Raw genomic sequence first — 22,951 nt, 5'->3', positions numbered from 1 at the left:
TAAACACCGCCACGCGATCAGTTCTCCGATGGGCGCCGCTGATGCTGGCGCTCAGCGTCGCCGCGCGCTTCGCGTGGACCTACCTGGTCCCCAACGGGGCCAACTTCGTCGACCTCCACGTCTACTTCGGCGGCGCGGCGACCCTCGGCAGTGGTCGCCCGCTGTACGACTACGTCTACGCCGACCAGACCCCGGACTTCCCGCTGCCGTTCACCTATCCGCCGTTCGCGGCAGTGCTGTTCTATCCGCTGCACTTCGTGCCGTTCGGTTTGCTGGCGTTCTGCTGGCAGGTCGGGATCATCGGTGCGCTCTACGGCGTGGTGTGGATCAGCTTGCGGCTCATCGGGTTTCGGGGCGAGCGAAGCGACGGGAAATGTCCAGTCGATCCCTCGCACCGGCTGGCCATGGCCTGGACGGCCGTCGGCATCTGGACCGAGCCGCTGCGCAGCACGTTCGACTACGGGCAGATCAACGTCGTCCTCGTACTGGCCGTTCTCTACGCCGTCTACAGCACCCGCTGGTGGTGGTCCGGTCTGCTGGTGGGTCTGGCCGCCGGGGTGAAGCTGACGCCCGCGGTCACGGGGCTGTACTTCCTCGGCGTCCGCCGGTGGGGCGCTGCGGTGTTCGCGGCCGTCACCTTCGCCGGCACCGTGCTGGTGTCGTGGCTGGTGCTGCGCGACCAGGCGCTCTACTACTTCACGGACCTGCTCGGCGACGCCCACCGGATCGGTCCCGTCGCGACGTCGTTCAACCAGTCCTGGCGCGGCGCGATCTCGCGGATCGTCGGCCACGACGCCGGTTTCGAGCCCGCGGTGCTGATCGCGGTGGTGCTGACGGCCGTGCTGGCGGTGTTCGCCTGGCGCGCCGTCTACGGTCCCGGCCGGCCGGATCGACTGGGCGCGCTGCTCGTCGTGCAGTTGTTCGGCCTGCTGTTCTCGCCGATCTCGTGGACCCACCACTGGGTGTGGCTGATCCCGCTGATGATGTGGTTGTGGCACGGGCCGTTCGCGGAGCTCGCTTCCGCGCGCGTCTTGCGTTGGATCTGGCTGGTGCTGCTGCTGGTCGGCGTGCCGTGGCTGCTGAGTTTCGCGCAGCCGACGATCTGGGTGATCAGCCGTCCGTGGTACCTGTCCTGGGCGGGGTTGATCTACCCGGTGATGACGGTGGTGACGCTGGCGTGGATGGCCCTGCGAACCAGGACTAGACGACCAGTCCGTTGATGTCCGTGGCCATCTCCACGTCCTTGTCGGTGATACCACCCTCGGAATGTGTGACCAGGGTGAAAGTAACTGTCCGCCAACGGATGTCGATGTCCGGATGATGATCCTTGGCTTCCGCGTGGATCGCCACTCGGCGGACGGCATCGATACCGTCGAGGAACGCCGGGAACTTCACGGACCTGCGTAGCGCGCCGTCGGCGCGTTCCCAGCCTTCGGGCAGTGCGGCGTCTACTTGTTCATCGGTGAGGACGGCCATGACCCCATTGTTGCGGCGAGAGTGGGGGATTACGAGGAATCGTTTGCGATTTTCCGCGTAAACCCCCACGCTCGACGGCCTGACCTGTGGATAACCGGGTCGCTGGGCGTCAGATTTGTCGCCCGTCCCGTCGAGGGTGACGTCATGGACCAACTCATCCTCGGGTCGCAGGCGCTGCGGACAGGACGCCTGACGGAGCATCAGTTGCGTACCCGGTATCGCATGGTTTATCGCAACGTGTACCTGGCCAAGGGCGTCGAGATGACGGCCGAGTTGAAGGCGCGCGCCGGTTGGCTGTTCGCAGGGCCGGATGCGGTGATTGCCGGGGTGTCTGCGGCTGCGGTGCACGGTACGAAGTGGCTCGACCCCGATGCGCCCGCGGTGGTGGTCCGGCCAGATCGCCATAGCCCACGAGGGCTGACGACTCATTCGTATGCCCTTGCTCCGCAAGACATTTGTGTGCGGCGCGGCATGCGTGTCACGACTGCCGCCCGCACGGCCTTCGACCTCGCGCGACTGCTGCCGCAGCACCGGGCCGTGCCGATAGTGGATGCGCTGATGAACGCAACCGATCTGAAACTCGTCGACATCGAACCGTTGATCGCGGCGAATCCAGGTGCCCGCGGTGTGCATCGGGCGCAGTCTGCTCTGACATTGGTCGACGGTGGTGCGGAATCGCCGCAGGAATCGCGGCTGCGGCTGGGGCTGGTCGCCGGCGGCCTTCCGTTTCCCGAGACGCAGATCCGCTTCTTCGACGATTACGGCGAGGCGTTCATCCGCGTCGACATGGGGTGGCGTCAGTGGAAGGTGGCAGTCGAGTACGACGGTGTCCAGCACTGGAACGACAGTCGGCAGCGGGCCTGGGATATCGAACGTCTCGCGATCCTGGAAGCCATGGGGTGGGTGGTCATCCGGGTCAGTGCGGCGATGTTGCGCGAACCCGAAAAGCTGGTCGCGCGGGTGCGCGCGAAGCTGCGAGCCGCCGGATGCCCGGTCTGACGCCGAGCGTGGGGGTTTACGAGGTACTTCGGCCGATTATTCGCGTAAACCCCCACGTTCGACGAGCCAGTAGCCTGGCCGACGTGATCGTCGTCGCCGGAGCGCTCATCGCCGACGCCAGACTGCTGGTCGCTCAGCGCAATCGGCCGCCGGAACTCGCCGGCCTCTGGGAGCTGCCGGGTGGAAAGGTCGCGCCGGGGGAGACCGACGCGCAGGCGCTGGCCCGGGAACTCCACGAGGAACTGGGCGTCATCGTGACCGTCGGGGAAAAGGTGGGCGAGGACGTGCCGTTGTCCGACACCGTCACGTTGCGGGCGTACCGGGTGTCGACCGACGACGCGCCCCACGCCCACGATCACCATGCCGTGCGCTGGGTGGATGCGGCCGAACTCGACGACCTGCCCTGGGTGCCGGCGGACCGCGCCTGGCTCGCGGAGCTGAAGGACGCGCTGACTCAGTAGTGCAGCTTGTCGCCGACGACGCGCGCCGACGCCATCGCCGTGCCGTGCTGCGCGGTGTACAGCGGGTGCAGCAGCGCGGGGTACTTGCAATGCGGGCAGTCGGTCTTCGGCTTGTTCACCGTGGAGAACGCCAAATGGTGACACGCAGCACACCTCACCACGAAGAATCCGCCGGCCCAATTGGCCAATCCGGCGAATATCGCGGCCGTTGCGCCGAGCGCCAGCACGAACCCGATGACTCCGGTCAACACTTCGTAGATGGTCATGATGGCGACCTCCTCGCGCTGGTTTCCCCGAACTGACGAGACGTTTCCACGGTACTCGCGAAACAGGCATAGAGGCAGGTCAATGCGTATATATCAGGCCTTGCGGGCGCGCTTGAAAACCTTCTCGAGGTCCTTGCCGTGGACCCCGTGGTGCGCCGCCTTCTGGACCTTGTGCAGCACCAGCGGACACCGCTTGCACCGGGGCTTGCTGCGGCAGCACTTCTTCTTCGGTTTCGCCGCGGCGAGCTTGCTGGCCTTCATCGATTAGCAGTTTTGCCAGGCCGTTCGCGGTTTCGCAAACCGACCCCCTCGCTGCGACAATCTTGGGCGTGAGTGAGCAGGCCAGTGCCGGATTCAGAAATGTCGCCATCGTCGCACACGTCGACCACGGCAAGACGACCCTCGTCGATGCCATGCTGCGGCAGTCCGGAGCCCTGGACCGGGGTGACGACTCCACCGAACGCATCATGGACTCGGGTGACCTGGAGAAGGAAAAGGGCATCACGATCCTGGCCAAGAACACCGCGGTGCACCGGCACAACGCCGACGGCACCGTGACGGTCATCAACGTGATCGACACCCCCGGCCACGCCGACTTCGGTGGCGAGGTCGAGCGCGGCCTGTCGATGGTCGACGGCGTCGTGCTGCTGGTCGACGCCTCCGAGGGCCCGCTGCCGCAGACCCGCTTCGTGCTGCGCAAGGCCCTGGCCGCGCACCTGCCCGTCATCCTCGTGGTGAACAAGACCGACCGCCCCGACGCCCGTATCGCCGAGGTCGTCGAGGAGAGCCACGACCTGCTGCTCGATGTCGCGTCCGACCTCGACGAAGAAGCCCAGGCCGCCGCCGAGAAGGCCCTGGACCTCCCGACCCTGTACGCCTCGGGCCGTGCCGGCGTCGCCTCGACCGTTCAGCCCGCCAACGGCGAGGTGCCCGACAGCGAGAACCTCGACCCGCTGTTCGACGTGCTGCTCGAGCACATCCCGGCGCCCAAGGGCAACCCCGACGCCCCGCTGCAGGCCCTGGTCACCAACCTCGACGCGTCGGCCTTCCTCGGCCGTCTGGCGCTCGTCCGGATCTACAACGGCAAGCTCAAGAAGGGCCAGCAGGTGGCCTGGATGCGTGAGGTCGACGGCGCGCCCGTCATCACCACCGGCAAGATCACCGAGCTGCTCGTCACGGTCGGCGTCGAGCGCACCCCGACCACCGAGGCCGTCGCCGGTGACATCGTGGCCGTCGCCGGTATGCCGGAGATCATGATCGGCGACACCCTCGCCGACCCCGATCACGCGCACGCCCTGCCGCGCATCACCGTCGACGAGCCCGCCATCTCGGTGACCATCGGCACCAACAGCTCGCCGCTGGCCGGCAAGGTCTCCGGCCACAAGCTGACGGCACGAATGGTCAAGTCCCGCTTGGATTCCGAGCTCATCGGTAACGTCTCGATCCGCGTCGTCGACATCGGCCGCCCGGACGCCTGGGAGGTCCAGGGCCGTGGTGAGCTGGCGCTGGCCGTGCTCGTCGAGCAGATGCGCCGCGAAGGCTTCGAGATGACCGTCGGCAAGCCGCAGGTGGTCACCCGGCAGATCGACGGCAAGCTGCACGAGCCGTTCGAGGCCATGACCATCGACTGTCCCGACGAGTTCGTCGGCGCCATCACCCAGCTGATGGCCGCCCGCAAGGGCCGCATGGAAGAGATGACGAACCACGCCGCCGGCTGGGTCCGCATGGACTTCATCGTGCCGTCGCGTGGCCTGATCGGCTTCCGCACCGACTTCCTGACCCTGACGCGCGGCACCGGCATCGCCAACGCCGTGTTCGACGGTTACCGCCCGTGGGCCGGCGAGATCCGCGCCCGGCACACCGGTTCGCTGGTCTCGGACCGCAGCGGCACCGTGACGCCGTTCGCCATGATCCAGCTGGCCGACCGCGGTCAGTTCTTCGTCGAGCCGGGCCAGGACACCTACGAGGGCCAGGTCGTGGGCATCAACCCGCGCGCCGAGGACCTCGACATCAACGTCACCCGCGAGAAGAAGCTGACGAACATGCGCAGCTCCACCGCCGACGTCATGGAGACGCTGGCGCGGCCGCTGGAGCTCGGTCTGGAGCAGGCCATGGAGTTCTGCGCCGAGGACGAGTGCGTCGAGGTCACGCCCGAGGTCGTGCGCGTGCGCAAGGTCGAGCTGACCGCGAGCCTGCGCGCTCGCGCCAAGGCCCGCGAGAAGGCCCGCAACTAACTCTCACCGAACCGAAAGGCCGGTCGGCACAAGCGTTTTCGCGGAGTGCTAACCGGCCTTCTGGTTCTGGTCCAGCCAGGCGACACCCTCGTCGGCCGCCTTGATCAGCGCCCCGCGCTCACCGAAGTACGTCGACACCGCGCCGACCCACGGCAGCGCGCTCAAACGCTGCCACCACTTGTTCGGCTGCGGCCGCTTGGCGATCTCGTCGAACGTCGCGCGCAAGATGCCGGCCAGCTGCCAGATGCTCTTGACGACGACGACCGGCAGCGACGACGTGATGGCCTCCAGGGGCTTCCAGCCGTCCGGCGGGGTGTCGGGAAGCGGCTCCGGCTCCGGGGGCTGCGGCACATCGAAGTCCGCGGGCAGCTGCCGTCCGCACAACACCGCGGCCAGCAGTCGCACCTGCTCGCGCCGATCGGTGACGCCGTATTCGCGGGCCACCGCGCACAACACGATGGCGTGGTTGACGAACCCGGCCAGCTCACTCACCGGCAGCACCCGGGCCAGCACACCGAATGCGCCCGGCGTGGCCACCAGCACGGTGTTCAACGCGCCGACGCGGTGCACCCACCAGTGGATGCGCTCGTCTCGGCTCATCCGCTCCCAGGCGGCGGTGCCGGGCAGGTCGGCGGCGTTCATCAGCTGCGCGCCGGCGTTCATGGCCAGGTCCGCGGCGTTGGGGCTACGGCCGGCCTGAACGCGCCGGAGCCGCAGTCGCAGCCGCCGGACCCGGTCGGTCAGCCCGCGGGGCGGACTCAGCAGACGATGGGAGCGCTTGCGCAACCCGATCGGATCGGCTTGCGACAGCACGTTGAGCAATGGGTTGATGACGGCGACGGCGCGGCTCAGCGCGTCGGCGACGTCGGCATCGGACAGTGGGGTGTACGGCTTCGGCAGTAGTCCCATACCGGAGATTGTGGACCACGGTGATCGTGGCCGCCTGGTGGTTCGGCCTCACCCTGCCGATACCCTGAACCTCGTGCCGACCGCCCGCCGCCGATTGATGACGACCGGGGCACTGGTGTCGGTTCTGGCGCTTGCGGGCTGCACCGTGAGCCCGCCGCCGGCGCCGCGCAGCACCGAGACGACCAAGACCGTCGTCCCACCGCCACCGAAGATGAGCCAGATCATCATGGCCATCGACTGGATCGGCCCCGGCTTCAATCCGCATCTGCAGTCCGACCAGTCGCCGGTCAACGCGGCCATCTCGGCGCTCGTCCTGCCGAGCTCGTTCCGGCCCATCGCCGACCCGGCCGCACCGTCGGGTTCGCGCTGGGAACTGGATCCGTCGCTGCTGCTGTCGGCCGACGTGACCAATCAGAACCCGTTCACCGTCACGTACAAGATTCGTCCCGAGGCGCAGTGGACCGACAACGCGCCGATCGCCGCCGACGACTACTGGTACCAGTGGCGCCAGATGGTCAGCCAGCCCGGCGTCGTCGACCCGGCCGGCTACGACCTGGTGACCGGTGTCCAGTCGGTCGACGGCGGCAAGACGGCCGTCGTCACCTTCGCCCGGCCGTACCCGGCCTGGCGCGAACTGTTCAACAACATCCTGCCGGCGCACATCGTCAAGGACGTGCCGGGCGGTTTCGGTGCCGGGCTGGCGCGGGCCATGCCGGTGACGGGCGGCCAGTTCCGCGTCGAGAGCATCGACCCGCAGCGCGACGAAATCCTGCTGGCGCGCAACGACCGCTACTGGAGTGTGCCGTCGGTGCCCGACCAGGTGCTGTTCCGGCGCGGGGGATCGCCTGCGGCCCTTGCTGATTCGATCCGCAACCGGGATACCCAGGTGGCCCAGGTGCACGGCGGGCAGGCGACGTTCGCGCAACTCGCGGCCATCCCGGGCGTGCGGACCGCGCGGATCGTCACCCCGCGGGTCATGCAGTTGACGCTGCGCGCGCAGCGGCCCGCACTGACCGACGTCCAGGTGCGTAAGGCACTGCTGGGCCTGCTCGACGTCGGCCTGCTGGCCGCTGTCGGCGCGGGCAGCGACAACACCGTGACGCTGGCCCAGGCGCAGATCCGGACCCCGTCGGACCCGGGCTACGTGCCGACGGCGCCGCCGGCCCTCGACCGCAACGCCGCGATGGACCTGTTGGTGCGTGCCGGGTACAACATCGAGCCCGACGTCGCGCCGCCGTCGCCTCCCGGCATGCCACCGCCGCCCGGCCACGATCGGCTGGTCAAAGACGGCAAGCCGCTGGGGCTGGCCATCGGCGTCGCCGCCAACGACCCGACGTCGGTCGCGGTGGCGAACACGGCAGCCGACCAACTGCGCAGCGTCGGGATCGAGGCCACCGTGCTGGCCATGGATCCGGTGGCCCTGTACGCCGAGGGACTGGAGCGGGTAGACGCGATCGTCGGTTGGCGTCATGCCGGGGGCGACCTGGCGACGGTGCTGGCATCGCGCTACGGCTGCCCGGGATTGGACGCGACGGCGGTCTCCACCGCCACGCCGCCGGCGCCCACGGGGCAGCCGACGGCGTCAACCTCGAAAACCGCTGTGCCGCAGCCCTCGACGCCGACGGTGACGTCGACGGCGCCGACCATTCCGCTGCCCAAGCCGCTCGGCGGCGATCAGCTCGTGCAGGCGCCCAGTAACTTGACCGGCATCTGCGACCACGCGATCCAGCCGAAGATCGACGCGGCGCTGGCCGGCACCGAGAAGATCGCCGACGTGCTGAACGAGCTGGAGCCCAAGCTCTGGGCGATGGAGACGGTGCTGCCGATCCTGCAGGACACCACGATCGTCGCCGCGGGGCCGACGGTGCAGAACGTCAGCCTCACCGGCGCCGTCCCGGTCGGGATCGTCGGCGACGCCGGCAAGTGGGTCAAGGTTCCCTGAGCTTTTCGTGAACCGGCGACGCGACGGCGGCCGCCCGGGCCGCCGACTGCTCCCGCAGCAGCCGGATCCCGTGCGACGAGTACGCGGCCACCGCGAAAACCAGCAGCAGCCAGATCGGCGGATGCGCCAGCTCCCAGACGAACAACGCCGCGAACGCCGGCGCCCGCTGCGTGATGGCGAGGACGCCGGCCGCACATGTCAATGCCACCGCGGGTACGTGCAGGTGCGTACCGGCCAGACCGTTGAGGGCGAACGTCGCGACGGTGCCCGCGGCCGCGCCGGTGGCGAGCGCCGGCGTGATGAGGCCGCCGACCGCGCCGACCCGCAGATACAGCGCGGTGAGCAATGGCTTGAGTATCAGGAGAACCGCCGCGGCGGCGAGACTCAGTTGCGCGTCGACGCTGACGATCAGCACGCTGCGGCCGTTGCCGGGCAGCTCGGGCCGGTAGATCGAGCAGATGCCGGTCACCAGCCCGGCCAGCGCGACACCCGGGATGAGCACCCAGGACGTCAGCTGCGGCTTGGGTCCCGCGACCGCCATCAGCTTGTTGAAGACGAGGCCGATCACCACCGCGAGGGGTGCGATGGCCAACGCCAGCATCGTGAACTGGTACGACAGTGCCGGATCCGGCCAGATCAGATCGCGCTCGAAATGCGTGACCGGATGCGACACCGCGACCGCCAGGCTCGACGTGATGAGCGCCGTGCCGACGACCTTGGGATGCCAGGTGCCCATCATGACGCGGGCGGCGAAGAACGCCCCACCCAGCGGCACGCTGTACACCGCGCCCAGGCCGGCGCCCGCGGCGCAGGACAGCAGAATCTCGCGGTCGCGGGCCGTCAGCGTCCCGAGCGTCGATGACGTGAGCCGCCCGAGCCACGTCGTCCCGTAACTGCTGAGTACCGCGGCCAATTGTCGCGGCGCCGTCTCGCGGCCGAGCGACGCACCGCTGCCGACGGCCAGCGCCTGCAGCGCCGCGTCGGCCGCCATCGGCAGGTGCTGCATCGGCTTCTTCCCGGCGATGGTCGCCGACAGTGACGGAGTCCCACTGCGGCGGCGCAGAATCCACCAGCCGAGCCCTGCCAGCGCCCCGCCGATCGCCGGTGCCAGCGCGCGCCGAACCGGTGAACTGGCGCCGATGCCGTCGAGCAGCAGCCCGTACGAATAGTGGTAGGCGAGATGTTCGACGGCGTGCAGCAGCGAGACCGTCAGTGCCCCCGCGACACCGGCGAGCAGGCCGGTGAGCAGCACCGCACTGCCGAACTCCAGCGCACGTCGCGTCACCCGGTGAATGTATGCCAGCCTGGGGGATATGGAGACCCCACGGCTGCTGTTCGTCCATGCCCATCCGGATGACGAGACACTGACTACCGGAGCGACCATCGCGCACTACGCGGCCCGCGGCGCCGACGTGCGGGTACTCACCTGCACCCTGGGCGAAGAGGGCGAGGTCATCGGTTCGCAATGGGCGCAGCTGGCGGTCGACGGAGCTGACCAGCTGGGCGGCTACCGGATCGGTGAATTGACCTCGGCGCTACGGGCATTGGGCGTCGACCGGCCGCGGTATCTGGGCGGGGCCGGGCATTGGCGGGACTCCGGTATGGAAGGCAGCCCGGCGCGGCACCGTCAGCGGTTCGCGGACGCCGACATGGACGAGGCCGTCGCTGAACTGGTGGCGGTGCTGCGGGACTTCCGCCCGCACGTCGTCGTCACCTACGACCCCAACGGCGGCTACGGGCACCCCGACCACATCCAGGCGCATCGGGTGACGACGGCTGCGGTCGCCGCGTCGGCGGGCGACGGCCATCCCGGCGAGCCGTGGCAGGTCCCGAAGTTCTACTGGACCGTGATGGACGGTGAGTCGATGGCCGAGGCCCTGGAGTCGATCAACGGGATCGAGCTGCCCGAGAGTTGGGTACGGATCCCGGCCACTGCGTTGCCCTTCGACCTCGGCCACCGCATCGACGCCATCATCGACGCGCAGGACAGCCTGCCGGCCAAGGTCGCCGCCATGCGGGCCCACGAGACGCAGGTGACGGTCGAGCCGACCGGCCGGGTCTTTGCCCTGTCCAACAACATTGCACTACCGATCAGTGCCGTCGAGCACTACGTGTTGGTCGACGGCACGGCCGGCGAACGTGACGCCCGTGGTGTGGAAACTGACCTACTCAGCGGGATAAACCTCGCGTGAGACCGGGAAGCGGGGGAGTAGGGTAGCCGCCATGGACTCGGATCTGGACCCCAACTTGCAGCACCTGCAGGGCCTCGGCGACAACTATCAGTGGGTCGTCGGCTCCCTCGTCGGTCTGCTCGACAGCATCCCGACCTGACGTCTGCCCCGGTGCGCGCCGACTCCGGTCGGGCGCGCGCATTGATGCTCGGTGTGCTGGCGTTCGATGGCGCCTTGTCGGCCATCGCCGGCGCACTGTTCCTGCCGCTCTACCTCGGCCCCGTGCCGTTCCCGATCAGTGGCCTGCTCAGTGGTCTCGTCAATGCGGCGCTGGTCTGGGCCGGCCTCCAGTGGACGTCCCATCCCCGCCTGGCCGCGCTGCCGATGTGGGCCTGGTTGACGACCGTCGTGCTCCTGCTGCTCGGTGGGCCAGGCGATGACATCGTGTTCGGCGGCGCCGGAATCATGCAGGCCTCACCGTTGATCTTCTTGCTGCTCGGGGCGACGCCGCCCGGCGTGGTGCTGTGGCGAAATGCCCAGCGGCGCGCGGCAGCGCCGGACTAGCGTCCGGTCTCCGGCATTTCCGCATCGACTCCGCACTGAGGGCGACAACTATCGAGTAGATGCCGCCGTGGCCGTAGGGTCGATCGCGGTGCCTGGTTGGTCCTGCGGTTGTGACGGGAAAGGTCGAGTGCCTGACGCCGCTGACGCAGAGCCAGCGACGGTGTCGGTGATTCTGCGGTCAGGGCGCGGCGATCGACGTGTGACAAGAGCAGGCGAACCTGGGCGCCTGGCTCAGCTATTGGCCGTGTGACTTCCCGAACCGGCCGTCTGGCCGCCGGCGGCACCCTGTGACTGGCCGGCGCCCTTGTCGCCCTTGGCCTTGCCGCTTCCGGCTTTGTCGCCCTTGCCGGGCTTCGTCGCTCCGGTCGTGCCGGTCAGGTGATCCGTGCCGGCGTTGTTGTTGGTGGCCTCGGTCTTCTCCCCGGCCTTCTTGCCGGGTTTCTTGACGGGCTTCGGTGCCTTGACCTCGTCCTGCTGCTTGGCCGGACCCTCGGCCTCGCCGGTCGCAGTGCCGGTCTTGGGTTCGGTCTTCGGATCGGCCTTGGGTTCGGTCTTCGGGTCGGTGGCTTTGGGATCCGTCTTGGGCTGCTCCGCCTTGGGGTCCGTCTTGGGCTCGGCCTGCGGGTCGGTCGGCTGCTGGCCGGCCTCGGTGCCCGCGGGCTGCGTGCCCTTGTCGTCGGACTTGCCCTTGTCGTCCGTCTTCGTCGGCGTCACCGCCGGCGTCTCGGCAGGCGTCTCGGCCGGCTTGTCCGCCGGCTTGGCTGCCGGGGACTGCGCGGCGGTCGGCGCGAGCTTGCTCGCCGGGTCGGCGTCCGCGGCGGCGGCCTTCTCGGCGGCCTTGGCGGGGACCAGGCCGGCGGCCAGGCTGGTCAGCGTGGTCTGCACCGTCTTGGCGATCGACTCGAGGGTGGTCTGCGTGGCGGCCAACGACCCGATGGGCGGCAGCGGCGGAATCGGCGGGATGATCCAACCGAAGAAGTAGTTGAACTCCGCGATACCGAAGTTGATGACGTCATTGACCGAGTAGCGGATCGCATTGCCGATGCCGTTGACCCACACGCCCAGGTTGAGCGGATCGTTCACGATCGGGACGACCGCCTGGTAGAAGATGTCGTCCGAGACGGGCCGGATCAGCGTCCAGTAGAAGATGTCGGTCTGGGCGGCGATCGTGCCGGTGAATGGCACGAACCAGTTCAGCCAATAGAGAACGTCGGTGGCGTAGTCGACGCCCCAGTCGACCCATGCCTGAATGCCGGTGTACGCGTTGGTGAGCCAGTCACTGGCCGCGTTCTGTGGGGTGACGACGGGCCCGGTCACCGTGGGTGCGGCCGCCAGCGGGTTCGGCCCGACCTTGGGGACGACGCCCGCGGCGGGCAGCTTGGGCGGCGCCGGCGGCGTCATGTTGCTTGCCGCGGCCAGCAGCTTGACCATGGCCTCGGTCAGGTGCGGTTGGGCTGTGGTCGCGTGCGCGGGGACCGCGACGTCGGCGGGAACCACCTGGATGGGGGTCAATGCGACAGCTGTGGCGGTCGCAGCGGCGGCGCCCGCCATGACATACGAGCGGACTGAAACGGACACCGTGGCTCCTCGAAATGATCGCGTCCCGACCCTCTGAACTTACGCGGTCGTCACCAAATTCGACCAATAGTCTGCGGGTTTGCTGTGTGTGTCCGGGTATGGGGCCCGCGCCGCGCCGGCGAGCTGGCGCTACTGTGGCCGGTATGCCAGGCGCAGTGGTTTCAGAATGTGAGACGCGTGGATGAACGTCGACTTCAGCGGGGTTACACGGAAGTGGCTCTGAACCCCCAGAACGGCGCAGACCTGCCTCTTCCCGTGGTCCCACCGCTCGCCGCCCCCGCATCGTCGTCCGCCTTACGTCGCGTGCTGCGCCGCGCCCGTGATGGTGTGGCGCTGAATGTGGATGAGGCCGCGATCGCGATGACGGCCCGCGGCGACGACCTCGTGGACCTTTGTGCGAGTGCTGCCCGGGTGCGGGACGCCGGGCTGGAGGCCGCGGGACGGCGGGGTGCGACCGGTCGGTTGCCGGTGTCGTATTCGCGCAAGGTGTTCATCCCGGTCACGCATCTGTGCCGCGACACGTGCCATTACTGCACGTTCGTGACGGTGCCGGGCAAGCTGCGCGCGCAGGGCGTGGGTATGTACATGGAGCCCGACGAGATTCTCGACGTGGCCCGCCGCGGTGCCGAGTTGGGTTGCCAGGAGGCGCTTTTCACCCTGGGTGACCGCCCGGAGGACCGTTGGGACGAGGCCAAGCAGTGGCTCGACGAGCGGGGCTATGACTCCACCCTCGACTATGTGCGCGCGATGGCGATCCGGGTGCTGGAGGAGACCGGTCTGCTGCCGCACCTGAATCCGGGTGTGATGAGCTGGTCGGAGCTGTCGCGGCTCAAGCCGGTGGCGCCGTCGATGGGCATGATGCTGGAGACGACGTCGCGGCGGCTGTTCGAGACCAAGGGCCTGGCGCATTACGGCAGCCCCGACAAGGATCCGGCGGTGCGGCTGCGCACGCTGGATGACGCGGGCCGGTTGTCGATCCCGTTCACCACGGGCCTGCTGGTCGGTATCGGTGAGAATCTCACCGAGCGGGCCGAGACCATGCATGCCATCCGCAAGTCGCACAAGGAATTCGGGCACGTGCAGGAAGTCATCGTGCAGAATTTCCGGGCCAAGGACCACACGGCCATGGCGGCGACCCCCGATGCCGGGATCGACGATTTCCTGGCCACCATCGCGGTAACCCGCTTGGTGCTGGGGCCGAAGATGCGGATTCAGGCGCCGCCGAATCTGGTGTCCCGTGAGGAATGCCTGGCGCTGATCGGCGCCGGCGTGGACGACTGGGGCGGGGTGTCCCCGCTGACCCCCGACCACGTCAACCCCGAACGGCCGTGGCCGGCGCTGGACGATCTGGCTGCGGTGACGGCCGAGGCGGGTTATGACCTGGTGCAGCGGTTGACGGCGCAGCCGTCGTACGTGCAGGCCGGGGCGGCGTGGATCGACCCGCGGGTGCGGGGGCATGTGGATGCGCTGGCCGACCCGGAGACCGGTTGGGCACGCGAGGTCAACCCCGTCGGCCTGCCGTGGCAGGAACCCGATGAGGCGTCAGAGTCGTTGGGCCGCACCGATCTGCACTCTGCGATCGACACCGAGGGCCGGCTGACCGAGACGCGCAGCGATCTGGGTAGTGCGTTCGGGGACTGGGAGTCCATCCGGGAGAAGGTTTCCGAGCTGGCGGCCCGGGCCCCCGAGCGCATCGACACCGACGTGCTGGCCGCGCTGCGGTCGGCCGAACGCAACCCGGGCGGCTGCTCCGACGACGAGTACCTGGCCCTGGCCACCGCTGACGGTCCGGCGCTGGATGCTGTTGCCGCGCTGGCCGATTCGCTACGGCGGGACGTCGTCGGTGATGACGTCACGTTCGTGGTGAACCGGAACATCAACTTCACCAACATCTGCTACACCGGCTGCCGGTTCTGCGCCTTCGCGCAGCGCAAGGGTGACGCGGATGCCTACTCGCTGTCGGTCGACGAGGTCGCCGACCGGGCCTGGGAAGCGCATGTCGCCGGGGCCACCGAGGTCTGCATGCAGGGCGGTATCGACCCCGAGCTGCCGGTGACGGGGTATGCCGATCTGGTGCGGGCGGTGAAGAAGCGGGTGCCGTCGATGCACGTGCATGCCTTCTCGCCGATGGAGATCGCCAACGGCGTGACGCGCAGCGGGTTGTCGGTGCGCGAGTGGCTGACCTCACTGCGGGAAGCCGGCCTGGACACCATCCCGGGCACCGCGGCCGAGATTCTCGATGACGAGGTCCGCTGGGTGCTGACCAAGGGCAAGCTGCCGACCGCCGAGTGGATCAACGTGGTGACCACGGCGCACGAGGTGGGGCTGCGGTCGTCGTCGACGATGATGTACGGGCACGTGGACACCCCCAAGCACTGGGTGGGGCACCTGAACGTGCTGCGCGGAATCCAGGACCGCACAGGCGGTTTCACCGAGTTCGTGCCGTTGCCGTTCGTGCATCAGTCCTCGCCGCTGTATCTGGCCGGTGGGGCACGCCCGGGGCCGACGCACCGCGACAACCGCGCGGTGCACGCGCTCGCGCGGATCATGCTGCACGGCCGGATTCCGAGCATCCAGACCTCGTGGGTCAAGCTCGGCGTGGAGCGCACGCAGGTGATGCTGCAGGGCGGCGCCAACGATCTGGGTGGCACGTTGATGGAGGAGACCATCTCGCGCATGGCCGGTTCGGAGAACGGCTCGGCCAAGACCGTCGCCGAGCTGGTCGCCATCGCCGAAGGCATCGGCCGCCCCGCCCGCCAACGCAGCACCGACTACTCGCCCCTGGCCGCCTAGCCCCACCTTCCGCGAGCCGGGGCGCACCACCACCTCCCGCGAGCTGGGGCGCCCCACCACCTCCCGCGAGCGGCCGTGTTTGTACGGGCTTTCGCGGTGTGTCGCGTGCATTTTGCGCGCGCTCGTGGGCGGCGAGTGTCACGCTGTGATGCGTGAACACCATCGGTGACCTGCCCGCCCACCCATTGCTGGTGCACGCGATCATCGTCCTGACGCCGCTGACGGCGGTCCTGACGATCATGTGCGCCGTATGGACGGCCGCCCGGGAGCGGCTCGTATGGCTGACGCTGGCGCTGTCCGTGGTGACGGTCATTCTGACACCGTTCGCCATCGAGGCCGGCGAGGCGCTGATCAAGCAGCTGCCCGACAACCCGGTGCTGCGTGAGCACGCCGAACTCGGCGATACCGCAGTCTTTTTCGTCATCGGTCTGCTCGTGGTGTCGCTGGCCGTGGCTTTCCTGCACCGCTGGGGTGCGCGACTGGGGGACAAGGAGACGCTGGCCCGCATCGTGGTGGCGGTGCTGGCTGTGGTCGTCGGCGTGGCCACGATCTACCAGATCGTGCGGATCGGGCACACCGGGGCCCGGGCCGTCTGGGGCGGCTTCAGTCTGTAGCCCGGGCCCGACAAGGCGGCCGTCCTACGCCGAGCGTGGCGCTTGCTGGTGACGACACGCCGCACGGAGCGCGGCAACGCCCACGCTCGACGTAGGGCCGTGGCCGGGACAGCGGCCGACTAGAGCTTGGCCGCCAACTCGGTGCCCTGGCGGATGGCGCGCTTGGCGTCCAGCTCGGCCGCCACCGCTGCGCCGCCGATGACGTGTGGGGTGATCCCGTTGCGCCGCAGGCCTTCTTCGAGGTCACGCACCGACTCCTGGCCGGCGCAGATCACCACGTTGTCGACCTCGAGGATGCGGGCATCGGATCGGTCGGGGCCGAAGCTGATGTGCAGGCCGGCGTCATCGATCTTCTCGTAGTTCACGCCGGAAAGCTGCTGGACGCCTTTGGCTTTGACCGATGCCCGGTGCACCCAGCCCGTGGTCTTGCCGAGCCCGCGCCCCTGGGCACCCTTGGTGCGCTGCAGCAGGTACACCTCGCGGGCCGGTGGCAGCGGGATCGGCGTGGCCAACCCGCCGCGGGAGTCGCCGCCGTCGGCGATGCCCCACTCGGCGCGCCATTCCTTGAGGTTCAAGGTGGGCGATTCGTCGACGGTGAGGAACTCGCTGACGTCGAAACCGATTCCGCCGGCGCCGATCACCGCCACGCGCTTGCCGACCGCTGCGCCCGTCAGGGCCTCCGCGTACGACAGCACCATCGGATGATCGATGCCCGGGATCGCAGGCATGCGCGGCGCGACACCGGTGGCGAGCACGACGTCGTCGTAGCCGGACAGTTCGTCGGCCGACGCCCGGGTGTTCAGCCGGACATCCACGCGGTGCTTGGCCAGCATCGTGGTGTAGTAGCGGAGGGTCTCGTTGAACTCCTCTTTGCCGGGAATCCTTCGGGCCAAATCGAATTGGCCGCCGATGTGGTCGCCGGCCTCGAACAGTGTCACGTCGTGGCCGCGCTCGGCGGCGGTGACGGCGGCGGCCAGGCCGGCGGGGCCGGCGCCGACGACTGCGACACGCTTCGTCACCCGAGTCTTGCCCAGTACCAACGTGGTTTCGTGCCCGGCCCGCGGATTCAGCAGGCACGACACCGTCTTGTGCACGAACGCGTGGTCCAGGCAGGCCTGGTTGCAGGCGATGCAGGTGTTGATCTCGTCGGCGGCGTCGTGCTGTGCCTTGCGGACCCAATCCGGGTCGCTCAGCAGCGGTCGCGCCATCGAGATCAGTTGCACCGCACCGTCGGCCAGGATTTGTTCGGCGGACTGGGGCATGTTGATCCGGTTTGACGCCACCACCGGAATGGTGACGTGTTGCGCCACCGCGTTGCTGATGTCCGCGAACGCGCTGTTGGGTACCGACGTCACGATGGTGGGCACGCGCGCTTCGTGCCAACCGATGCCGGTGTTGATGATCGTCGCCCCAGCGGCTTCGATTTCCGTTGCCAGCGTGAGGATTTCCTCCCACGTCTGGCCGTCCTCGACGTAGTCGGCCATCGACAGCCGGTAGCAGATGATGAAGTCGTGGCCGACGGCCTCGCGGGTGCGGCGGACGATCTCGACCGGGAAGCGGCGGCGCTTCTCGGGTGTGCCACCCCAGGCGTCGGTGCGCTTGTTGGTGCGCGGCGCCAGGAACTGGTTCAGCAGATAACCTTCGCTGCCCATGATCTCGACGCCGTCGTATCCCGCTTCGCGGGCCAGCAGCGCGCACCGCACGAAGTCATTGATGGTGCCCTCGACATCGCGCAGGGCCCGCGGCCGGAACGGATTGATGGGCGCCTTGATCGATGACGCGCTGACCGAAAGCGGGTGGTACGCATAGCGTCCCGCGTGTAGCACCTGCAGCAGAATCTTGCCGCCTTCGGCGTGCACCGCACTCGTGATCCTGCGGTGCCGGCGGGCGTCGCTCGACGACAGCATCTCGGCGGCGAACGGCAGCAGCCACCCGGTGCGGTTGGGGGCGTAGCCGCCGGTGATGATCAGGCCGACGCGGCCGCGGGCCCGCTCGGCGAAGTACTCGGCCAGCTTTCCGGTGTCGCGGGCGCGGTCCTCGAGACCGGTGTGCATGGAGCCCATGATGACCCGGTTGCGCAGTGTGGTGAAGCCAAGGTCCAACGGCGACAACAGGTTCGGATAGGGGTTGGTCATGGTGTTCCTTCTAGGGCGAGCAGGATTTCGTCCAACCAGTCCACCGACCCCTGCTCGGCGCGGATACCGCCGCGCAGCACCAGATATTGGTGCAGCGCGCTGCCGGTCAGCGCGGAGGGATCGGGGAACTGACGTTTTTCGTAGCCGCGATAGGTGTCGAGCAGCGCGGCGCGTTCGGCGCGCAGCGCGCGAATCTGCTCGCGCAGGGCGGCGGTGCTGTTCGCGGAGCCGTAGGTCGCGCCGCGCAGCTTCACCGCGAGTTCGCGGGTACGGGCGTCGGTCACGGAACTGCCGCGGCCGGTGAGCGGTTCGGCGATCCAGCGTTCGAGTTCGGCCCGGCCGGCGTCGGTCACCGAATAGACCTTCTTGTCCGGACGGCCATGCTGCGCGACGACCTCGACACTGACCCAGCCGTCGGCGCCCATGGTGCGCAGCGTCTTGTAGATCTGCTGGTGGGTGGCGGCCCAGAAGTAGCCGATCGACCGGTCGAACCGGCTGGCCAGTTCGTAACCGGAACCGGCTTGTTCGCACAACGCCACGAGGATGGCGTGGGGGAGGGCCACGGCATGAGCGTAGGTGCTACCGACGGTCCTATGCAACAGATTGCAAAGCCAAAAATGACACGCGTAAAAAGCTGTGGTGGGAACTAGTCGGACGGTATGTGCAACGTCTAGTATCAGTAACCACGCGCCACCCTTCCCGGGCGGCGCGTAAAGTTAGGTAACACTGAGCCAGACGCTTCGGTACGGGCGCACCATACTGACGTCTGCTCGTTGTATTCCTGACGAGCCAGCAGCCCACTGGAACAGGAGAACTACCGGTGACGTACGTCATTGCCGAACCCTGCGTCGACGTCAAAGACAAGGCATGTATCGAAGAATGCCCGGTCGATTGCATCTACGAGGGTGCACGCATGCTGTACATCCACCCCGATGAGTGCGTGGACTGCGGCGCGTGCGAGCCCGTCTGCCCCGTCGAGGCCATCTACTACGAGGACGACGTCCCCGATCAGTGGAGCGGGTACACCCAGAACAACGCCGACTTCTTCGCCGAGCTCGGCTCGCCGGGTGGTGCGTCGAAGGTCGGCCAGACCGACAACGACCCGCAGGCGGTCAAGGATCTCGCGCCGCAGGGCGAGTGACGCTGTCCGCTAGAGCCAAGGTCTCGGCCGCACTGCCGGTGTTCCCCTGGGACACCCTGGCGGAGGCGACCGCGACCGCTCGTGCCCACCCGGACGGCATCGTCGATCTGTCCGTCGGCACGCCGGTTGATCCGGTCGCTGATGTCATCCGGGAGGCGCTGGCCGCTGCCAGTGCCTCACCGGGTTACCCGACGACGGCCGGAACGCCGGCCGTGCGCGCGTCGGCGGTGGCTGCCCTGCAGCGCCGTTACGGCATCACCGGCCTGCCGGAGCAGGCGGTACTGCCCGTCATCGGCACCAAAGAAGTCATCGCCTGGCTGCCGACACTGCTCGGTTTGGGAGCCGCCGACACCGTCGTGGTGCCCGAGCTGGCCTACCCGACGTACGACGTCGGCGCGCGGCTGGCCGGCGCACAGGTACTGCGGGCCGATTCGCTGACGCAGATCGGGCCCCAGGTGCCCGCGCTGGTGTACCTCAACTCGCCCAGCAACCCGACCGGCAGGGTGCTGGGTGTCGACCACCTGCGCAAGGTTGTCGGCTGGGCGCGTGAGCGCGGCGTCGTCATCGCGTCCGACGAGTGCTACCTCGGCCTGTCGTGGGACGCCCAGCCGTTGTCGGTACTGCATCCCGACGTCTGCGACGGCGACCACACCGGCCTCCTGGCCGTGCACTCGCTGTCCAAGACCTCCTCGCTGGCCGGCTACCGCGCCGGTTTCGTCGCCGGCGACCCGGAACTGGTCGCGGAACTGCTGGCCGTGCGCAAGCACGCCGGGATGATCGTCCCGACGCCCGTGCAGTCCGCGATGGTCGCGGCCCTCGACGACGACGAACACGAACGCGTCCAGCGCGACCGGTACGCCAAGCGCCGCGACGCGCTGCTGGCGGCGGTCCGGGGCGCCGGCTTCACCGTCGAGCACTCCGAGGCCGGCCTCTACCTGTGGGCCACCCGCGGTGAGTCCGGACGCGCAACGGTCGCGTGGCTGGCCGAACGCGGCATCCTCGTCGCCCCCGGCGAGTTCTACGGCCCGGCGGGCGAGCAGTTCGTGCGCATCGCGCTGACCGCGACCGACGAGCGCATTGCCGCCGCGGTCTCCCGGCTCGCCTAACTCGGCGAGCAGACGCAAAACTGTCGTTTTCACCAGGAAAGCGACAGTTTTACGTCTGCTCGCGAAAGATTCAGTACTGGCGGTAGCGCCGCTGGACATGCTCCTGCCGGATCCTGATCTGCTCGCGGCGTTCGTCGGCGCTGACGGTGCGCGTGGATTCGGGCAGATGCTTGCGCACCTCGTCGCGGCTGATCACCGTCACTGTCGCCGTCGGCAACTCCGCGGGCGGCGCGCTGTACGTCCACCGCACCGTGAGGAAGCCCTGCGAATGTCCCGCGGTGTCAAGCCAATTCGGCACCTGTGGATCGACATCGGTGATGACGTAGCGCAGCCGGCCGTCCAGGTCGGGTTCGGTCTGAAATCCGTTGAGGCTGCTGACGTGATTGGCGTAGTCGAGTGACTCACCCCAGAGGTTCGACAGGTGAAAACCCAGATATGCCGGTGGCACAGGGACATTGAGCTCGACCAGCAGTGCATCGTCGGGACCCAGATCGTAGGTACCGCCGGAGTAGACGTTGGTGCACTGGCCGCCGCCCGTCGCGAGGTTGGCGGGCATGGGTGCGTTGAGCGCGTTGCGGGGCATGAAGGTGATGCCGTCGCCGTTCTTGTCGCCGTGTGCTTCGAGGACGACGTCGTAGAACTCATTCCAGAACTTCATCTGATTCTCGACGAGGTCACCGATGCGCCGTAGCCGGGCCGCCGTGGACGACGGTGTCAGCGCTGGCGGATGCGTGCCCTCGGCGCCGATCTGCGCGATGTGCAGATCGGGGCAGTTTTCGTGCTCCCAGTCATGAAAGAGCATGCGCGCGATGACATATCCGGCGGTGTTCCCGTCGGACGCCGTGGCGATGAAATTGCCGGTGTGGCCGGCCGGCCGCTCGGGGGCCAGCAGGATTTCGAACCGGCCGTCGTCGTCGATGCGAAGCGTTGCGGAGTCCAGCATCCCGGTGACGACGCGCCCACCCGGCCCCAGCTCGGCCAGCGTGCCGGTATCGCCTGCGTACACCGTGTGCGTCTCAAAGATGAGGTACTGCGGTGCTTTTGGTCGCAAGACCCCGCGGATCACGTAGCAGTGTGTGCCGTCGATCGCCGCCGACAGGTACAGCGCGTCGGCGTTGTCGATGGTGGCTTTGTCGACGGGCTGGATGGCGCGGCGGAAATAGGGGAACGCGGGGTCCTCGTGGAAGGCGCGTTCGATGGCGCTGAACGCGAAACCCATGAGGTACCGGTAGCCTTCGGCGACGCCGAGGGATGTCACGGGTGGTGCGTGCAGGTCGGGGGAGTCGACGGCATCGCGGGCGCGGTCCAGCGCGGCCATCATGTCGGTCCACGCCGCGCGCATCGTTTCGAGTTCAGCTGACATGAGCGTTGCTTTCTCCTTTGTCCTCTACCAGGGTGGCCCAGTGGTATTCGTCAAACAGGCCGGCCAGTCGCCGGTGAATGTCATTCGGATCGAGCCCGAACTCGGACAGGCTGTACCGGTGCGTCGTCTCGTGACCGGGTCGGCGTTCGGCGGCAATGAAGGCCTGCTCTGCTTCTGCGCCGACGTCGAGGCCGAGGTCGGCATAGACGCGGCGCATGGTGGCGGACGGCGCGCCGACGAGTTCGCGGTAGTCGACGATGCTGGCGCGCACCTCGGGATGGCGCGCCAGCACTTCGAGCGGGTGCAGGTAGGTGTCGACCGATTGGTCGGCCAGCACGCGCAGTGAGCCGGCGACGAGCTGGTCATCGCGCCCGCGCAGCGACCATTCGGTCTGCATCAGTTTCAGCAGGCTCGGAATCGTCTCGTACGGATTGCGCATCGGCACAATGATTCTCGCGTCGGGGAAGGTCTCGATCAGGGTCTCCACGCGGCCGCAGAAGGTCGGGTTCTTGCTCAGGTGGGTGCCGCCGCCGTTCAGGGCGATCTGGCGCCGCACGCATTCCTTGTAGAACGCCATCATGCGGCGCCGCTTCGCCGCGGGCCAGCGGTCGACGTGATAGAAGTCCAACTCACCCATGTAGGGGAACGCCACGATCCAGAATCCGGAACTCAGGGACCACGTCAGGAACGCGTCGTCCTCTTCGGGTACGAAGAAACCGGTCTTGTGGATGTCCTCGGTTGGCGCGAAAGCCCGCTCCTCGATGTCTTCGAGCCGGCGACGCAACCTCCCGCCGGTCGCCGCGTCGACACGAAACAACAAGCGCAGCAGCTTCTTTTCCAGTAGCGACGGGAAGAACAGCTCATACATCAGGGCGTAGCTGAACTGCGGGTCCTGTGCCATCAAGCGGTGCAGGTACGTCGTGCCGCTGCGCGCGTGCCCGATACAGAACGTGGGGGCGCGAACCTCGGTGCGGCGCAATGACGGAAACAGGAGCGGGTCGAGTGCGAAGCACAGCGCATGCAGGCCGGCCATCAGTGGTACCCCGGCGGCGAATCGCACGAAGGGCGCCCACCGGCGCTGCGAACGGGCGTCACGGCGCAGCAGACGCAGCATCGTGAAGTAGTTGGACCAGTCGAAGTAGAAACGCGACACGGGTGTTCCTCGAGCGTGGAGTCGGAATGGGACCGGCCACAACGTA

At 68.2% G+C, this 22,951-nt stretch carries 21 protein-coding genes; 11 read left to right on the top strand and 10 right to left on the bottom strand.

All coding sequences use genetic code 11. From position 1 onward, the window contains the following. The first annotated feature begins 41 nt into the window (after window positions 1–41). Window positions 42–1,220, top strand: coding sequence for a mannosyltransferase (locus tag ACJH7A_RS13340; protein WP_318986232.1), 1,179 nt, complete (start codon window positions 42–44; stop codon window positions 1,218–1,220). On the opposite strand, the gene ACJH7A_RS13335 is transcribed toward ACJH7A_RS13340, so the two are convergent. Next, entirely contained in the window at window positions 1,201–1,476 is a 276-nt protein-coding gene (locus ACJH7A_RS13335) for a 4a-hydroxytetrahydrobiopterin dehydratase (protein WP_064979105.1), read from the bottom strand. The genes ACJH7A_RS13340 and ACJH7A_RS13335 overlap by 20 nt on opposite strands. A gap of 144 nt (window positions 1,477–1,620) precedes the next feature. On the opposite strand from ACJH7A_RS13335, the gene ACJH7A_RS13330 reads away from it, so the two are divergent. Together ACJH7A_RS13330 and ACJH7A_RS13325 are read left to right on the top strand one after the other, a co-directional pair. After that, on the top strand, window positions 1,621–2,475 hold the full coding sequence (locus ACJH7A_RS13330) for a DUF559 domain-containing protein (RefSeq protein WP_406802116.1): 855 nt from the start codon (window positions 1,621–1,623) through the stop codon (window positions 2,473–2,475). Between the two features lie 74 nt (window positions 2,476–2,549). Continuing rightward, the gene (locus ACJH7A_RS13325) at window positions 2,550–2,936 is read left to right on the top strand and encodes a (deoxy)nucleoside triphosphate pyrophosphohydrolase (RefSeq protein ID WP_406802138.1); all 387 of its coding nucleotides are present in this window, start codon (window positions 2,550–2,552) and stop codon (window positions 2,934–2,936) included. Here ACJH7A_RS13325 and ACJH7A_RS13320 read toward each other — a convergent pair. Next, entirely contained in the window at window positions 2,930–3,202 is a 273-nt protein-coding gene (locus ACJH7A_RS13320) for a hypothetical protein (RefSeq protein WP_073698499.1), read from the bottom strand. The two genes, ACJH7A_RS13325 and ACJH7A_RS13320, sit on opposite strands and share 7 nt — an antisense overlap. A gap of 93 nt (window positions 3,203–3,295) precedes the next feature. Then, window positions 3,296–3,463 carry a hypothetical protein gene (locus ACJH7A_RS13315; protein WP_406802115.1) on the bottom strand — a complete coding sequence of 56 codons (168 nt, stop codon included), beginning with the start codon at window positions 3,461–3,463 and terminating at the stop codon, window positions 3,296–3,298. A 68-nt stretch (window positions 3,464–3,531) separates the two neighbouring features. Here ACJH7A_RS13315 and typA point away from each other — a divergent pair, with 68 nt between their 5' ends. After that, entirely contained in the window at window positions 3,532–5,436 is a 1,905-nt protein-coding gene (gene typA / locus ACJH7A_RS13310; RefSeq protein ID WP_318986230.1) for a translational GTPase TypA, read from the top strand. A gap of 48 nt (window positions 5,437–5,484) precedes the next feature. Here typA and ACJH7A_RS13305 read toward each other — a convergent pair whose 3' ends face one another. Further along, complete coding sequence (locus tag ACJH7A_RS13305; RefSeq protein ID WP_318986229.1) at window positions 5,485–6,345, bottom strand: hypothetical protein; 861 nt, start codon at window positions 6,343–6,345, stop codon at window positions 5,485–5,487. Window positions 6,346–6,442: 97 nt separating this feature from the next. Between ACJH7A_RS13305 and ACJH7A_RS13300 the strand changes: the two genes are divergently transcribed. Beyond that, window positions 6,443–8,287, top strand: coding sequence for an ABC transporter family substrate-binding protein (locus ACJH7A_RS13300; protein WP_406802137.1), 1,845 nt, complete (start codon window positions 6,443–6,445; stop codon window positions 8,285–8,287). On the opposite strand, the gene ACJH7A_RS13295 is transcribed toward ACJH7A_RS13300, so the two are convergent. After that, a complete protein-coding gene (locus ACJH7A_RS13295) occupies window positions 8,274–9,572 on the bottom strand; it encodes a chloride channel protein (protein WP_406802114.1) in 1,299 nt (432 codons plus the stop codon). The genes ACJH7A_RS13300 and ACJH7A_RS13295 overlap by 14 nt on opposite strands. Window positions 9,573–9,600: 28 nt before the next feature. On the opposite strand from ACJH7A_RS13295, the gene mshB reads away from it, so the two are divergent. Further along, window positions 9,601–10,479 (top strand): N-acetyl-1-D-myo-inositol-2-amino-2-deoxy-alpha-D-glucopyranoside deacetylase, encoded by an 879-nt coding sequence (gene mshB / locus ACJH7A_RS13290; RefSeq protein WP_406802113.1) that lies wholly within the window; start codon window positions 9,601–9,603, stop codon window positions 10,477–10,479. 90 nt (window positions 10,480–10,569) lie between these two features. Further along, complete coding sequence (locus tag ACJH7A_RS13285; RefSeq protein WP_406775583.1) at window positions 10,570–11,022, top strand: hypothetical protein; 453 nt, start codon at window positions 10,570–10,572, stop codon at window positions 11,020–11,022. Window positions 11,023–11,253: 231 nt separating this feature from the next. On the opposite strand, the gene ACJH7A_RS13280 is transcribed toward ACJH7A_RS13285, so the two are convergent. After that, window positions 11,254–12,600 carry a hypothetical protein gene (locus ACJH7A_RS13280; RefSeq protein ID WP_406802112.1) on the bottom strand — a complete coding sequence of 449 codons (1,347 nt, stop codon included), beginning with the start codon at window positions 12,598–12,600 and terminating at the stop codon, window positions 11,254–11,256. 213 nt (window positions 12,601–12,813) lie between these two features. Here ACJH7A_RS13280 and ACJH7A_RS13275 point away from each other — a divergent pair, with 213 nt between their 5' ends. Next, window positions 12,814–15,393 (top strand): bifunctional FO biosynthesis protein CofGH, encoded by a 2,580-nt coding sequence (locus ACJH7A_RS13275; RefSeq protein WP_406802111.1) that lies wholly within the window; start codon window positions 12,814–12,816, stop codon window positions 15,391–15,393. A 152-nt stretch (window positions 15,394–15,545) separates the two neighbouring features. Beyond that, window positions 15,546–16,007, top strand: a complete 462-nt coding sequence (locus ACJH7A_RS13270; protein ID WP_406802110.1) for a DUF2231 domain-containing protein — start codon at window positions 15,546–15,548, stop codon at window positions 16,005–16,007. Between the two features lie 119 nt (window positions 16,008–16,126). On the opposite strand, the gene ACJH7A_RS13265 is transcribed toward ACJH7A_RS13270, so the two are convergent. Both ACJH7A_RS13265 and ACJH7A_RS13260 read right to left on the bottom strand, forming a co-directional pair. Further along, window positions 16,127–18,142, bottom strand: a complete 2,016-nt coding sequence (locus ACJH7A_RS13265) for an FAD-dependent oxidoreductase (protein WP_406802109.1) — start codon at window positions 18,140–18,142, stop codon at window positions 16,127–16,129. Further along, the gene (locus tag ACJH7A_RS13260; protein ID WP_346415138.1) at window positions 18,139–18,705 is read right to left on the bottom strand and encodes a PadR family transcriptional regulator; all 567 of its coding nucleotides are present in this window, start codon (window positions 18,703–18,705) and stop codon (window positions 18,139–18,141) included. The genes ACJH7A_RS13265 and ACJH7A_RS13260 overlap by 4 nt, the downstream gene beginning before the upstream one ends. Window positions 18,706–18,962: 257 nt before the next feature. Between ACJH7A_RS13260 and fdxA the strand changes: the two genes are divergently transcribed. Together fdxA and dapC are read left to right on the top strand one after the other, a co-directional pair. After that, window positions 18,963–19,283, top strand: coding sequence for a ferredoxin (gene fdxA / locus ACJH7A_RS13255; protein ID WP_029121628.1), 321 nt, complete (start codon window positions 18,963–18,965; stop codon window positions 19,281–19,283). Between the two features lie 2 nt (window positions 19,284–19,285). Continuing rightward, window positions 19,286–20,389, top strand: a complete 1,104-nt coding sequence (gene dapC / locus ACJH7A_RS13250; protein WP_406802136.1) for a succinyldiaminopimelate transaminase — start codon at window positions 19,286–19,288, stop codon at window positions 20,387–20,389. A gap of 70 nt (window positions 20,390–20,459) precedes the next feature. Here dapC and ACJH7A_RS13245 read toward each other — a convergent pair whose 3' ends face one another. Next, on the bottom strand, window positions 20,460–21,752 hold the full coding sequence (locus ACJH7A_RS13245) for a DUF1214 domain-containing protein (protein WP_406802108.1): 1,293 nt from the start codon (window positions 21,750–21,752) through the stop codon (window positions 20,460–20,462). Next, the gene (locus ACJH7A_RS13240) at window positions 21,742–22,866 is read right to left on the bottom strand and encodes a sulfotransferase family protein (protein ID WP_406802135.1); all 1,125 of its coding nucleotides are present in this window, start codon (window positions 22,864–22,866) and stop codon (window positions 21,742–21,744) included. The genes ACJH7A_RS13245 and ACJH7A_RS13240 overlap by 11 nt, the downstream gene beginning before the upstream one ends. Window positions 22,867–22,951 lie beyond the last annotated feature (85 nt).

It is taken from the genome of Mycobacterium sp. SMC-17 (assembly GCF_045310915.1).
Taxonomy (GTDB): Bacteria; Actinomycetota; Actinomycetes; order Mycobacteriales; family Mycobacteriaceae; genus Mycobacterium.
Note: the sequence above shows the minus strand (reverse complement) of the source record. Positions and strands in the feature narration are given on the sequence as shown.